Here is a 14,196-nt window from a genome sequence, read left to right as displayed (position 1 = left end):
GTAAGGAGTCACCAACATGTTAATCACCTTCAAATCCAAAGCCGCCGCCGATATCCTGATGTACGCCGAACACGCCAAGCGTCTGCTCGACCTGCTGGGCAAGGATGTCGCGCGCGGCATCATCACGGCCGCCGAAACCGGCGCGGCAATAGCAAAGCTGGAAGCGGCAATCGAAGCCGAGCATGCGCGCGAGGCCGAGCTGGCAGCGCAGCGCGAGGCGGAAACCGACGACGAAGGCAGTTTCGACGCCGAAAACCACAGGCAGCTGGCCGCCAAAACCGTCAGCTTCGGCGCCCGCGCCTTCCCGCTGCTGGAAATGCTGCGCGCGGCCAATGCGGCAGGACGCGACGTCGTGTGGGGCGTATGAGCAAGGTAGAAAAACCGCGCCTGAAACCCGATTCGCTGGCCTTGAGTCTGTACGGCGCAGCCCAGGCCGTCGCCCTTGTCCTGGACGGCACCGCCTTGCCGCCGGCACTGGCCAGGGTGGCGCAGGCGCTGCAACTGTCGGATGCCGCGCGCGGCGCCCAACAGGATATCGCCTACCGCAGCATGCGCCAGTGGGGGCGCGCCAGCGCCTTGCTGGCGCAGCTGGCCACGCGTACGCCGCAAGTGCCGCTGCTGTCCAGCCTGCTTGGCTGCAGCCTGGCGCTGCTGTGCCAGGATGATGACGGCGCCCGGCCTTACACCGATTTCACCCTGGTCGACCAGGCGGTCGCCGCAGCCGCGGCCGATCCCAGAATCGCGCACGCCAAAGGCATGGTCAATGCCATCCTGCGGCGCTTTTTGCGCGAACGCGAGGGCCTGCTGGCGCAAGTCATGCGGGAACCGGTTGCGCGCTGGAATTACCCGGCATGGTGGATCGAGCGCGTCCAGGCCGATTATCCCGACCACTGGCAGGCGATCCTCGCAGCCGGCAATGTCGCACCGCCGCTCACCCTGCGCGTCAACCGCAGAAAAACCACGCTGGCGGCCTATCTGCAGGAATTGGCCGGGCAAGGCATCGCGGCGCGGCAAATCGGCATGGATGCGGTACGGCTGGCGCAGCCGCTGCCGGTGCATGCCATCCCCGGCTTCGACCAGGGCCTGGTGTCGGTGCAGGATGCCGGCGCCCAGCTGGCGGCGCCCTTGCTCGATGCGCAAGACGGCATGCGGGTGCTGGACGCCTGCGCCGCGCCCGGCGGCAAGACCTGCCATTTGCTGGAATGCGCCGACATCGATTTGCTGGCGCTGGACAGCGACGGCGAACGGCTGCAACGGATCGACCAGAACCTGCAACGTCTGCAGCTTTCCGCCCGCCTGCAACAGGCCGATGCCAGCCGCGTCGACTGGTGGGATGGCCAGCCTTTTGACCGCATCCTGGCCGACGTGCCCTGCACCGCCTCGGGCGTGGTGCGGCGCCATCCGGACATCCGCTGGCTGCGGCGCCCGGAAGATGCTGCGCGGCTTGCAACACTTTCGGCGCAAATTCTGGACAATCTTTGGCAGATGGTGAAGCCGGATGGTAAATTGTTGCTTGTGACATGTTCGCTCTGGCCCGAGGAATCGGCAAGGCAGGCGCAAGCGTTCGCCAGCCGGAATCATGCCGTGCCACTTGCCGCACCCGGTCAATTGCTGCCAGGTGCGGAGGGCGACGCGGATCATGACGGCTTGTTTTATGCCCTGTTCCAGAAACCCAAAAACTGACCGCATGCAGCGATGCTCGCCCAGCCGATAAATTCTTGACAACTGCCTGCCAATTTTCTGACGATCCACCAGTGACCAGCCGCCTGTTCCAGATTGCGATACGATTTTTGCTGGCGTCCCTCCTGCTGGGCGGGATGCTGGCCGCCCCGGCCGTGCATGCCGCCGAAATCGAGATCCAGCAGGCGCAACTGATCGCGACGGAGGAAGACTACCGGCTGGCATCCAGCTTCAGCTTCGAACTCAAGCGCGTGCTGGAAGACGCCCTCAACCGCGGGGTGCCGCTGTACTTCACCACCGATGTCGAGCTGAACCGGCCGCGCTGGTACTGGTTCGACGAAAACACCGTGAGCGCCTCGCACACGATCCGTCTTTCCTACAATGTGCTGACCCGGCAGTATTACGCCACCGTCGAGGGCAGCCTGCGGCAGGGCTTTTCCTCCCTGGACGATGTGCTGGCGCTGGTGCGCCGCCCGGCGCGCTGGCTGGTGGCCGACAAGGAAACCCTGAAGGCGGGCGCCAATTACCAGGTCAAGGTGCGTATGCGACTCGACGTCACGCAGTTGCCCAAGCCCTTCCAGGTCAATGCCATCAACGACAGCGACTGGCACCTGTCCTCCAGCTGGAAGACATTTACCTACAAGGCAGAGTAATTGAGCAGGCTATTCCGGTACTTCCTCGTCATCGGCGCCGCCGTTGTCAGCATCCTGCTGTTCCTGCTGGCCTCGGCCTCGGAAAATTCCGCCGCCTTCGACAAGCATTATCCCTGGTTGCTGGGCCTGAACGCCCTGGTGGCGACGGCGCTGCTGGTGCTGGTGCTCTTGCTGCTCACGCGGCTATACCGGCGCTACCGGCGTGGCCTGTTCGGCTCCAGGCTGATGACCCGGCTGGTGCTGCTGTTTGCCGTTGTCGGCATCCTGCCGGGCCTGATGATTTACATGGTATCGGTGCAATTCGTCTCGCGCTCAATTGAATCCTGGTTCGACGTGCGCGTTGAATCCGCACTGGAATCGGGCCTGAACCTCGGCCGCACCGCGCTGGAGTCGCAACTGGCCGACCTGGAATCCAAGGCGCGCGGCATTGCACTGGAAATCGCCGACCTCTCCGACACCGCCCAGGCCACCCAGCTGTCGCGCCTGCGTGGCCAGAGCAACCTGCAGGAAGCCACCATTGTCAGCGCCGCCAGCCGCATCGTCGCAACAGATAGCGATACCGATAACCTGATACCGCACCTGCCGACCCAGGCCATGCTGCGCCAGGCACGCCTGACGCGCGGCTTTTCGATCATCGAAAGCGAGGCCGACATCGTCGACAACGAGAGCGGATTCAGCACTCCGCCCGGCACCACCCAAAGCCTGGCCAGCCTCGATGCAACGCCCAAGCTGCGCATGCGGGTAGTGGTGACGATCCCGGTCTCCCTGCATGCCTCCTCGCTCAAGAGCGAGACGCGCTTTTTGCAACTGATCCAGCCGGTACCGACCGCGCTGGCGGCCAATGCCGAATCGCTGCGCGCCGCCTACAGCGAATACCAGGAAAGATCGCTGTCGCGCAGCGGCTTGCGCAAGATTTACCTGGTCACCCTGACCCTGACCCTGTTGCTGACGATCTTCGGCGCGGTGGCCAGCGCCTTCCTGATCGCCGGCGACCTGGCGCAGCCGCTGCTGTTGCTGGCCGAAGGCACCAAGGCCGTCGCCGAAGGGGATTTGTCACCGCGGCCGATCGTCGCCAGCAATACTGAGCTGGGCACCCTGACCAAGTCATTCAACCTGATGACCCGGCAATTGTCCGAAGCGCGCGCGGCGGTCGAGAAAAACCGCAGGGCCGTGGAAAACGCCAAGGCCTATCTGGAATCGGTGCTGGCGAACATGTCGGCCGGCGTGATGGTACTCGACCGCGAATTCAAGCTGCTCACCTACAATGACTCGGTCGAACGCATCCTGCAACAATCGGTCGGCCAGGCCATCGGCCAGCCGCTGGCAGCGATTCCGGGACTGGCATCGTTTGCCGACGTGGTGACCAAGGCCTTTTCGGAACACAATGCACAATCGGCCGGCGGCGACACCGTCACCAGCCGGCACTGGCAAAAGCAGATCGAAATCCCGCGTGGTGCTGGGGCTGCAGATGACAGCAATGGCACGGAAGGCGATGATGGGCTGACCCTGCTGGCGCGCGGCTCACGCTTGCCGGTTACCGCCGGCAACGGCTATGTGGTGGTATTCGACAATATTTCCGATGTAATTTCAGCACAGCGCTCATTGGCCTGGGGCGAGGTGGCGCGGCGCCTGGCCCATGAAATCAAGAACCCGCTGACCCCGATCCAGCTCTCGGCCGAGCGGCTGCAAATGAAACTGGCCGACAAACTGGCCGAGACTGAGGCCGGCATCCTCAAGCGCGCCACCACCACCATCGTCAACCAGGTCGCGGCCATGCAAAAAATGGTCAATGATTTCCGCGACTTCGCCAGGACCCCGCCGGCGGTGCTGGCGCCGCTCGACTTGAATGCCTTGATCACGGAAATCCTGCACCTGTACATCGCTGGCGACGAACGCGATATCATCCATCTGCATCTGGCCCCCCGTTTACCCCAGATCATGGGTGATGCAACACAATTGCGCCAAATCATCCACAATCTGTTGCAGAATGCCCAGGATGCCGTTGCCGACCTCGACAGGAACATTACCCTGCCGCGCATTGACGTAAGTACCGAAGCGGTCCACTATCCCGGCTCGGATGGCAGTGCACGCAGTGCGGTGCGCCTGACGATCGCCGACAATGGCCCGGGATTTTCGGCCAAGATCCTGGCGCGCGCATTCGAACCCTACGTCACCTCCAAGGCGCGTGGCACGGGCCTGGGTCTGGCCATGGTTAAAAAAATCATCGACGAACATGGCGGTCGAGTTGATTTACAGAATCGTGTTGATGAAAGTGGTGCCAAAGTATTAATATTGCTGTTAAAGTTAGCACCTAAAGCGTAAACGTATTGCAAATATTTCCCTTGGTAAATTATTAGCGCAAATGATGCACAATAACGGGCAGTGAAGATCAGAAAGAGTGGCAAATGGCGAATATCTTGGTTGTCGATGATGAAATGGGTATCCGGGAATTACTTTCGGAGATCCTGAGTGATGAAGGTCACGTAGTGGAGACCGCGGAAAATGCCCAGCAGGCGCGTGAAATGCGCGTTGCCGGCTTGCCTGACCTGGTCTTGCTCGATATCTGGATGCCGGATACCGATGGCGTCACCCTGTTGAAAGAGTGGCAGCGCGATGGCTTGCTGACCATGCCGGTTATCATGATGTCCGGCCACGCCACCATCGATACTGCGGTGGAAGCGACCCGCATCGGCGCACTCAATTTCCTTGAAAAACCGATTGCCCTGCAAAAACTGCTCAAGGCGGTGCAACACGGTTTGTCGCGCGGCCAGGAAGCTGCGCGTCCGGCGCCGCCCCATTTCGCCCGCCCGACCGCCGCCGCCGAAGCCGCCGCTGCAGCGCCCCACGGTGGCGCGGCCATGGCAGCCAACGCGCCGGCGGCCCTGGCGCCGGCGACAATGCTGCAGCCCGAAGCGCAGCCCTTCAGCCTGTCATTCGACTTGCCGCTGCGTGAAGCGCGCGATGCCTTTGAGCGCGCCTATTTCGAACACCATCTGGGGCGCGAAGGCGGCAGCATGACCCGGGTCGCCGAAAAGACCGGCCTGGAACGCACGCACCTCTACCGCAAGCTGAAGCAACTGGGCGTCGAACCCAGCAAGCTTGGCAAGAAGCACGTCTGAACATACTGTTTTTCGGCTAACGCATGCACCGCATCGCCGCCACGCTGGTCACCGGTCCCAGCGCGGCCCTGCGCGAAGCCATGATTGCCGGCGCGCTGGATGCACGCCTGCGCACCGCCCTGATCCTGGAAGGCTTGCCGGATGGCGCATCGCCTTTCGGCGAAGCCTTGCCAACCTGGCTGACCATCGTGCGCATCGCGCCCGGGTGTATCTGTTGCAGCGGCAATCTACCCATGCGAGTGACGCTGAACCGGATTTTGCGCCAGCATCCCGAACGACTCTACATCAGCCTGGCCAACAGCAGCCATTTGCCGCAAATCCGCGAATTCCTGCAGCAGGAACCTTATGATAAATGGCTGAGTCTGACAAAAGAATTGATCGCCAATAACCATAGTCATGTTTAAGGTCTCTGCCGTCTTACTTTTCCCCTCAACAATAGTCGATTTGCTGTTACAACTGGTAACCGTTTCCTTCCAGTCCTTGCCTTGAAAAACAGCGGTTGACCGCCACATCTGGAACAAGGGCTTTCTTGCCCTTCAACAGTAATGTTTTGCCAAGGAGCGCAACATGAACCTCATCTACAACAGCGATCAATACAGCGTCGTGGAATTCGTCGCAGATGGCAATCGTGAATCCATGCGCTTTGGCGGTTATGAAATCATGGACAAATCCGGCAAGCGCGAAATTTTTATCGGCGGCACATTGGCCGAAGCCTTCCGCAAGGATGTGGAAGATCTGATCGCCACCGAACCGTCGGTGGAAGATATCGATACTTTTCTTGGCAAATACGATGCCTTGATGAGTCAGCCCGTCGTATTGCACTAGGTGCCGTAAGGGCATAAGCAGACACCTTCCTGTTCTGCACGATTGCCGCATGCATGTTTTTCAGCTGCATGCGGCAATTTTTTTTTACAAACAATATCTTCCATTTATCAACATTGCCTGGAAAAATGTCACAAGGTCTTACATCAAACTTGTAACACTGAAGATGCGGTAATTTCCCATTTTTTGCGCCGCAACAAACTCGCCTCCCGATGCGTAATTAACCTGTCTAGTGTTTGCAGCAGCCATTCCGGATTCTTGCATGGCTGATGCGAACAATGGATCGCCATGGGAGAGCACTGTGCTGAATGTGTCAAAAACCGTGCGGCAGGACCAGACCGTATTGATCCTGCGCCCGGCCAGGCGCACTGAAGTTTATTGTCCCTATTCGGCCATGCTGCAAAAACATGGCATGCAACTGATTGAACAGGCCGGTACGGATTCGTCCGGTCTTGCAATCGACGCGGGCTGCCGCGTCGGCTTGCTGATGTTAAACCATGCAGACGACGTCGCCCATCTGGAAAGCTGTGAACTGCTGCTGAACCGCGGCGGCATGTCGTGGATCGGCATGATCGCGCCGGAACTGGTGGCCGACGTGCGCGTGCGCGAATGCATCAGCGCCTATCTGTTCAACTTTCTGATCCTGCCCGCGCATCCCGACCACACCATGCTGATGCTGCGTCACGCGTGGGGAATGGCTTTTGTGCGCGACTCCTGCAGCGCGCCGGTGCACGAGCGCAGCGCCAAGGATGCGGATTTTATGGTGGTAGGCAAGAGCGAAGTCATGCAGTGCCTGTTTGCACAGATCCGCAAGGTTGCGCGCACCGAGGCTTCGGTGTTGATCATCGGCGCATCCGGCACCGGCAAGGAGCTCGCCGCCATGTCAGTGCATCGGCAATCGCCGCGCAAGCATGCGCCTTTCATCGCCGTCAATTGCGGCTCGATCGCGCCGCAATTGCTGCAGTCGGAATTGTTCGGCTATGAAAAAGGCGCATTCACCGGCGCCCAGCAACGCAAGATCGGCCGCATCGAGGCGGCCAGGGGCGGCACCCTGTTTCTGGATGAAATCGGCGACATGCCGCTCGACATGCAAATCAACCTGCTGCGCTTTCTGCAGGAAAAGCGGATCGTGCGCGTGGGCGGCACCGAAGCCGTGGCCGTCGACGTGCGTGTCATCGCCGCCACCCACGTCGATCTCGCCGAAGCGGTAGCGCAGGGACGCTTTCGCGAAGACCTCTACTACCGCATCAATGTGATCTGCATCAGCACGCCCAGACTGACCGAGCGTGAAGCCGATATCGATGACCTGGCGCAGCATTATTTCACCAAGTTCTCCACCATGCATAAGCACACCGTTCGCGGATTTTCCCGCGCCGCATTGACTGCCATGCGCAACCATACCTGGCCTGGCAATGTGCGCGAACTCATCAACCGCATACAGCGCGCCACGGTGATGGCGGAAGGACGCTTCATCCAGCCCGAGGATCTCGGCTTTATGAATGTGCCGAGCAACAACAAGCTGCTGTCGCTGGAGGACGCGCGCGCCACCACCGACCGCGTCATGATTCACCGCGCCTTGTCGCAAGCACGCAACCAGATGTCGCACGCAGCCAGCCTGCTGGGCGTGTCGCGCATGACGCTGTACCGCCTCATTGAAAAATACAACATTCGAGGGCACTCGATCTCGACGCCAAGCGCCCCCTACCTCGACAGCTTCAAGTAGCTGCCTGCAGCGCGTCCGGCGACATTGCGCAAGCATGATGCAAGGGCCGGCGGCACGCGGGCGCCCAGCCTTGCAACAATGCCGCTAGTTCGAAATCGGCAGTTTTACGCTCAGGGTGATATCGGGCGTGTCGCGCGTCAGGCCGGCTCCCAGCGACACTGCCAGGGTTCGCCTGTCATTGATGCGATAGGAGTAGCCGAGCAGGAGTGTGCCCAGTTGCGTGCGCACCGAGCCCGGAACGACTTGTCCGTTCAGCTTCGTGCGCCCGACGGAATTGTGGTCGTAGCCGATGCTGAACGAAGTCCTGTCGTTCAGACCGAGCCCCATGCCGAAATTGAACCCGAAAATTCCGCCAGGCTCGACGCTGCCGAGGAATTCGCGCTCGCCATTCAGAACCGTGCGGCTGACATTGCTGCGCTTGAAATTATGCAGATAAGTCACGCTGCCGAAAAACACCGCTGGATCGCTCGGAAACAGCCATGTCAGGCCACCCTGCAGCGAGTAGAAGCCGGAACCGGTCGGCAATTCCAGCGGCAGGCCGGTGCCGCTGGAATTGCCGACGCAACGCTGGACGCAATCGGTCACCACCTCGAAGGGGTCGCGCCCGGTGCGGGACTTGAATCGCAGCGTGCCGATGTAATACGGCTTGTCGATGCCGCCATCGTTCAACTGATAGCGCATGCCGAGTTCGACGTCGCCGATTTGCCTGCCGCTGGCACTGAAGGTTCGATCCGTGTCGTTGGCGCTGCCGGTGCCCACTTCCCGGCTTACCGTCGAATCGGAACGGTACACGTAAGGGATGCGCGCTTCCACCTCGAGGCGATTGGTCAGGCCGAAGCGCGTGGCCAACGCCGCGGTGAAGGTATTGCGCTTGACCTCGCGCACATCGATCAGGCCGATCAGCAGCGCCGGTATCACGGTGTAACCGATCAGCGCCACCCGGTTGGCCGACGAATAGCTGTACTGCAGGGAAGGCTCGAGGACGTATTTACCCCGCGGCGTCAGCACCCCGGGCTGATCGAAAATCTGCGCCACCTCCGGCGGCCTGGCTTCCTGTTGCGGCGCCTGGCCGACCGGACCACCCTGCGCTGCCTGTGCCGTCTGCACTGCCTGTCCATCCTGCGGCGCCTGCGCAGCCTGCCCGCCCTGTGGCTGCTGCGCGGGGTCAGCCGGTCCGCGACCGCGCTGCGCATTCAGGGATTCGCTGGTCACGGCGCGGCGCAATTGCACAAGATCGGCTTCCTGTTTCGCGATCGCGCGCTTCAATGCATTGATCTGTTCGATCTGCTCGGCCAGCCTGCGCTGCAATGCCTGGCGTTCGGGCGTATCGCCCGCAACATCGCTGCCCTGCGCCAGGCCATGTGTCAGCATAAGCAATGCGCAGCACAGCGCACCAGCTTTGCGCAAACCGCCTGGCTTCATTTTGCCTTCTCGGACCAGGCTGGTCACTTTCCGCGCAGGCCGGCGGTGCTGGCGTGCGACTGCATGGACATTCGTCATGGGACACTCAAGTTGGTGATGGAATGCCACATTTTTCGTTAAGCATGCATATTCCATCTTGATTTCGCACAAGTACCTCAACGGCACGCGGATTTTGCGAAGCATGAAATCCGGCCTCTGTATCGAAATATGACAGTACATCGATGCATGCACTTCACTCCCATGGATGATCCTGCGGCACAGGCCGTATTTCAGCTTTGTGGCGGCCTCATGTAACACAATCTTTACAGTGCAGATAATTGCGCAAGAATACGAAGAGTTTCTCTTATGTTTTTGAATTAATTGAAATTTCCAGACAAGCTCATGCCTGGAGTAATCATGGATAACATGGACTTACCTACTGCTGTATCAGATGCGTTACATATCTTGCACGGACATGCCACGACTGCCGTGCGCAATACAGCGATCTACTGCCGCCTGCGCCTCGTAACTTCCGGTTTTTCAATGACTTAATGGCACTACTCATACGTTGGCACCACATTTGCAATGCAGGTGAACGGATTGGTGAGTTCTGCCAAGCCCTGTCGGATATTGATCAACCTTCGATAATTTTTGTAAAGGCACAATCATGAAAAAGACTCTCCTGGCATCTTCGCTCGCAATCGCGTTCGGACTCACCGGTCAGGCATGGGCCACCTCGGCTACGCCCCCGACTACTGTCAGCGACAATGGTGCCGTCGCCGCCGGCAATTCCAAAGCGATCAACGCCACCATCAACGACAACGATACCAAGACCGTTACGCTGACCAAGAACGATAACGACACCAAGACCACTACCATTACCAAGAACGACAACGATACCAAGACCACTACCATTACCAAGAACGACAACGATACCAAGACCATCACCAAGACCGATGATCACAGCAAGACCGTTACGATCACCAAGAACGACAACGATACCAAGACCATCACCAAGAACGATGATCACAGCAAGACCGTTACGATCACCAAGAACGACAACGATACCAAGACCATCACCAAGAACGACAATGACACCAAGACCATTGTCAAAGGCCGCGCCAAAGCCGATGGTTACGGCACTGCCGCAGCCAACAATGGTTCGACTGCCACTGCCAATTTCAGCAATTCCTTCAACACCAACAAGGCTATTGCTGTCAGCAAACTGCACGGCGAAGTCAGCCACGTGAAGGTTTATGGCATTGGCAACCAAGCCAGTAACTGGGGCGATGCCAATGGTGCCAAGGGCGGCGATGGCGCCAAGGGTATCGGCGGCAAAGCGATCGGCGGAGATGGCGGCTACGGTGGCGATGGCGCCAAGGGCGGCGACGGCGGCAATTCCAAGAACGGCGGCGTGCTTGCCGGCCCGGCCTACACTGGCGACGCCAAGAACGGCAGCGCCAAGGCCGGCGATGGCGGCGATGGCGGCAATGCCAAGGCATATGGCGGCGATGGTGCCAGCGGCAAAGGCTATGGCGGCGATGCTTATGCGACCAACAAGCAGTACACGGGCGATGCGGATGCCAAGGCCAAGGCAGTTGGCGGCGATGCCAAGGCGATCGACAAGAACAAGGGCGGCTATGCTGCCGGCGCAGCCAAGGGCAGCGGCGGCCTGGCGGCTTCCGGACAGAAGGCAAGCTCCGGTGACGCCTGGGCAGCCGGCAAGGGCAAGGGCGGCGGCGCGCTGGCCGCAAGCGTAGGCATCGGCAGCAAGAGCATCAGCAAACATCCGGACGGCGATGCCTCGGCCACCAGCAGCGGCGGCGCAGCCAGCGCCACCGGCGGCGCAGGTTCCGGCAGCGGCTCGGCCAGCACCGGTGATGCGTCCAATACCGCGGCCAACTCGGGCGGCGCAGGCAGCGGCAGCAACACCAGCACCGCCGGTGATGCAAGCGGCTCGGCAACGGCAAGCGGCGGTGCCGCCTCTACCGGCACCACCGGCGCCGTCAGCGGCAACAACACCGGCACCGCGACCGCATCGGCCGCTGCCGGAACGGGCACCGGCGGCAACGGCGCATCGGCCAGTTCGACCGGCGGCGCGGGTGGTGACGGCGGTGGCGCAAGCGTTGGCAACGCGACCCAGAACGGCGACGCCACAACCCACGCTTCCAATGGCAGCGCATCCGGCGGTGACGGCGGCAATGGCGGCGCAGGCGGTGGCGGGGGCTCCGGCGGTGCAGCCAAGGGCGGTGCCGGCACGGGCGGCGCAGGCGGCGCAGGCGGCTCCGGCGGCAAGGTTGCCGTGCATGCCGGCACCTTCAACATGTCCAACACCATGTCGAATGTCGGCCAGTCCGCAGCGGGCATCATGGTCGTGAGCCAGAACACCGGCCTCGCCTCGCTGGTGCAGCAAAGCGTCAATGTACAGGCCAACCTGACCCTGGGCAAGTAAGGCAGCAAGGGGATCGCGCCGCGCAAGCGGCGCGATCCTGGCGATGGTGTGCCTCCATGTCTACGGCATGGCACGCCATCGTCCGCAGGTTGTCAGAATCCAGTCCGACCACATCCGGACCGGAAACCCGCAAGGAGAAGCAAATGCGAATTGTCAAATTTGACGCCAGAACGCTGTTGGCCATGGGCTTGCTATTCCCCGCGCTCGCGCTGGCTGAAGATGTTCCGCCCCGTGCGCTTGTTGCCGCAAGTTCGAGCCCGGCAGCCTCAACGCCTCAGGAGTCCGGACCGCAATCGCTTGCCGGCCTGGGCGCCAGCATCGCTCCCGATTCCCTGGACCAGTATCGTGGCGGTAGCGTAATGAAGAGCGAAGCAGTATCCCACGGCTTGTTGCAGGACGCGACCGCCAAAAATGTTTCCACCGGCAACAACTCCATCGCCGATGGCGCATTCGCCCATTCGATCGGCCTGCCAATCGTGATCCAGAACTCGGGGGCGAACGTATTGATCCAGAACTCGACCATCGTCAACGTGCAATTCCAGTAAACCATGATCCGGCTTGCACTCTTTGTCTGCGGCATGCTGGCGGCCAGCCTGGCCGATGCCGCCAAGCTGCACTTTTCCGGCATTGGTGGCGGTTATTCGGTGCCTGTAACCAGCATGAAGGAATCGCGTTTCAGTTCCACCCTGCGCCAGCAATACGATTTCAGTTGCGGCTCGGCGGCAATAGCGACCCTGCTGACGCACCAGTACGGCGTTCCCGTCACCGAAGAAATGGTATTCCAGACGATGTACGAGCACGGTGACCAGGCAAAAATACGGCGCGAGGGGTTTTCACTGCTGGACATGAAACGCTACCTGGCGGCGTACGGTTTTACCGCGGATGGTTTTACCCAGCCGCTGGACAAACTCGTCGAAGCGGGCTTGCCGGCCATCGTGCTGATCAACGACAAGGGCTATCACCATTTCGTGGTCGTCAAGGGATTGCGCGATGGGCGGGTATTGATCGGCGACCCGGCCACCGGCACGCGTGCCGTCGAGCGCGCCAGCTTTGAAGCCAGCTGGGTCAACCGGGTGCTGTTCGTGATCCATAATCGTCAGGAACAAGCGCGCTTCAACCTGGTTGCCGACTGGGGTGCAGCTCCTCGCGCGCCCCTGGCCGCCGGCGTACGGCGCGAGGGCCTGGAAAGCGTTACGCTGCCCAAGTTCGGCAGCACCGACTTTTAGACTGAGTTCATGCACAGTCGATACTGCTGTGCATGTAATTCGCACCAATGGAGTTCATCATGGCAATGTACACACGCAGGGAAAAATGGATCGCAGTCGGTTTCATGTCAGGCTGCGCAGCCGTCTTTCCCGGTGCTGCCTATCCGACTGAAGAGATGGCTGTACACAGCATGACGGTCCAGGATGACTCTGCCGACAAGGCGCAGGAAACCCTGGCCATCTTCCATCTTGAAGGCAACCCTGCCGCGGCAAGTGCCGATTCTTCAGGAATCGCCACGCTCGAACCGGATGCCGCCAGCGCCACCGTCGCCCATGCCGGGACAAGCGACTCATCGGCCCAGTCGTCGATCCAGGATTGGGTCGCGGTCGATAGCACGGTCCTGGAACAGATGCGTGGCGGCTTCGACATTGCACCCGGCTTGAAAATCTCATTTGGCATCGAACGCGTCGTCAACCTGAATGGCGCGCTGCAGACCGCTATCAGAATCGAGATACCGGATGCCAGCAAACTGGTCCAGGCCCAGCAATCTTCTGCTGTATCGCCCACTGCCGGACCTGCGCCATCTACGCCAGCGGTTACTCCCGCTTCAGCATCGATTGCTGCGCCGGCCACGCCAACTGCATTGGCAGCGCCGGCCACGCCAATTGCATCAGCGGCACCGGCCACGCCAATTGCATCAGCGGCGCCGGCCACGCCAACTGCATCAGCTGCACCGGCAGCCCAGGCAAGCGCGGCAAGCTTGCAGGTGGCGACCAACCTGGGCAATGGCGCCGCCACACTGATCCAGCATGGTCCCGGCAACACCTTTGCCCCCGGATTGCTGGCGCAAGCAGCGGGTGCCACCTTCATCCAGAACAGCGTCAACAATCAAACCATCCAGAGCGTGACCATCATCAACGCCGCCACCAACAGTCTGGAATTGCTCAAAGGCGCGAATCTGCAATCCACCCTGTTCGACGCTCTCACCCAGTTCGCCGGGACGCGCTAGCACGGGCCGGGCAGGCCATTGGCGTCGTGTGCCCGCCAATGGCCTGCCTGCCGGCGACCCAAGGCACATTGCGCCCGCCGGGACGCGGGGCGAGCGAGGTGCCATGTACCAAACTGCCACATTCGTGCTAG

13 protein-coding genes are annotated in these 14,196 nt (G+C 60.9%); 12 read left to right on the top strand and 1 reads right to left on the bottom strand.

Going from position 1 to position 14,196, the window contains the following annotated elements; translation table 11 throughout:
* Window positions 1–16 precede the first annotated feature (16 nt).
* The 8 genes from D3878_RS16540 to D3878_RS16505 all read left to right on the top strand — a co-directional run bounded on the left by D3878_RS16540 (window position 17) and on the right by D3878_RS16505 (window position 7,997).
* Window positions 17–367, top strand: a complete 351-nt coding sequence (locus tag D3878_RS16540; protein WP_119786489.1) for a DUF1840 domain-containing protein — start codon at window positions 17–19, stop codon at window positions 365–367.
* Window positions 364–1,683 (top strand): 16S rRNA (cytosine(967)-C(5))-methyltransferase RsmB, encoded by a 1,320-nt coding sequence (gene rsmB / locus D3878_RS16535; protein WP_119786488.1) that lies wholly within the window; start codon window positions 364–366, stop codon window positions 1,681–1,683. Before D3878_RS16540 ends, rsmB begins: the two co-directional genes overlap by 4 nt.
* A gap of 35 nt (window positions 1,684–1,718) precedes the next feature.
* Window positions 1,719–2,333: a DUF4390 domain-containing protein gene (locus tag D3878_RS16530; RefSeq protein ID WP_420799544.1), complete on the top strand. Its 615-nt coding sequence runs from the start codon at window positions 1,719–1,721 to the stop codon at window positions 2,331–2,333.
* Window positions 2,334–4,655 carry a sensor histidine kinase gene (locus D3878_RS16525; RefSeq protein ID WP_119786487.1) on the top strand — a complete coding sequence of 774 codons (2,322 nt, stop codon included), beginning with the start codon at window positions 2,334–2,336 and terminating at the stop codon, window positions 4,653–4,655.
* Between the two features lie 83 nt (window positions 4,656–4,738).
* Window positions 4,739–5,452 carry a response regulator gene (locus tag D3878_RS16520; RefSeq protein ID WP_119786486.1) on the top strand — a complete coding sequence of 238 codons (714 nt, stop codon included), beginning with the start codon at window positions 4,739–4,741 and terminating at the stop codon, window positions 5,450–5,452.
* A gap of 23 nt (window positions 5,453–5,475) precedes the next feature.
* On the top strand, window positions 5,476–5,856 hold the full coding sequence (locus D3878_RS16515) for a GTPase (RefSeq protein WP_119786485.1): 381 nt from the start codon (window positions 5,476–5,478) through the stop codon (window positions 5,854–5,856).
* Window positions 5,857–6,019: 163 nt separating this feature from the next.
* Window positions 6,020–6,277, top strand: a complete 258-nt coding sequence (locus D3878_RS16510; protein WP_119786484.1) for a BTH_I0359 family protein — start codon at window positions 6,020–6,022, stop codon at window positions 6,275–6,277.
* Window positions 6,278–6,536: 259 nt separating this feature from the next.
* Window positions 6,537–7,997: a sigma-54 interaction domain-containing protein gene (locus D3878_RS16505; protein WP_119786483.1), complete on the top strand. Its 1,461-nt coding sequence runs from the start codon at window positions 6,537–6,539 to the stop codon at window positions 7,995–7,997.
* Window positions 7,998–8,081: 84 nt separating this feature from the next.
* Here the strand turns inward: D3878_RS16505 and D3878_RS16500 are convergent, their stop codons facing one another.
* Window positions 8,082–9,419, bottom strand: coding sequence for an acetate kinase (locus tag D3878_RS16500; protein WP_119787953.1), 1,338 nt, complete (start codon window positions 9,417–9,419; stop codon window positions 8,082–8,084).
* A gap of 646 nt (window positions 9,420–10,065) precedes the next feature.
* Here D3878_RS16500 and D3878_RS16495 point away from each other — a divergent pair.
* From D3878_RS16495 to D3878_RS16480, 4 genes are all read left to right on the top strand, one after another.
* On the top strand, window positions 10,066–11,850 hold the full coding sequence (locus D3878_RS16495; protein WP_119786482.1) for a hypothetical protein: 1,785 nt from the start codon (window positions 10,066–10,068) through the stop codon (window positions 11,848–11,850).
* Between the two features lie 143 nt (window positions 11,851–11,993).
* Window positions 11,994–12,395, top strand: a complete 402-nt coding sequence (locus D3878_RS24390; protein WP_233556363.1) for a hypothetical protein — start codon at window positions 11,994–11,996, stop codon at window positions 12,393–12,395.
* A 33-nt stretch (window positions 12,396–12,428) separates the two neighbouring features.
* Window positions 12,429–13,076, top strand: a complete 648-nt coding sequence (locus D3878_RS16485; RefSeq protein ID WP_233556487.1) for a C39 family peptidase — start codon at window positions 12,429–12,431, stop codon at window positions 13,074–13,076.
* Window positions 13,077–13,135: 59 nt separating this feature from the next.
* Window positions 13,136–14,065 carry a hypothetical protein gene (locus D3878_RS16480; RefSeq protein ID WP_147384004.1) on the top strand — a complete coding sequence of 310 codons (930 nt, stop codon included), beginning with the start codon at window positions 13,136–13,138 and terminating at the stop codon, window positions 14,063–14,065.
* Window positions 14,066–14,196 lie beyond the last annotated feature (131 nt).

The sequence above is a fragment of the Noviherbaspirillum sedimenti genome (assembly GCF_003590835.1).
Taxonomy (GTDB): domain Bacteria; phylum Pseudomonadota; class Gammaproteobacteria; order Burkholderiales; family Burkholderiaceae_D; genus Paucimonas; species Paucimonas sedimenti.
This window is presented reverse-complemented; position numbering and strand designations above follow the sequence as displayed.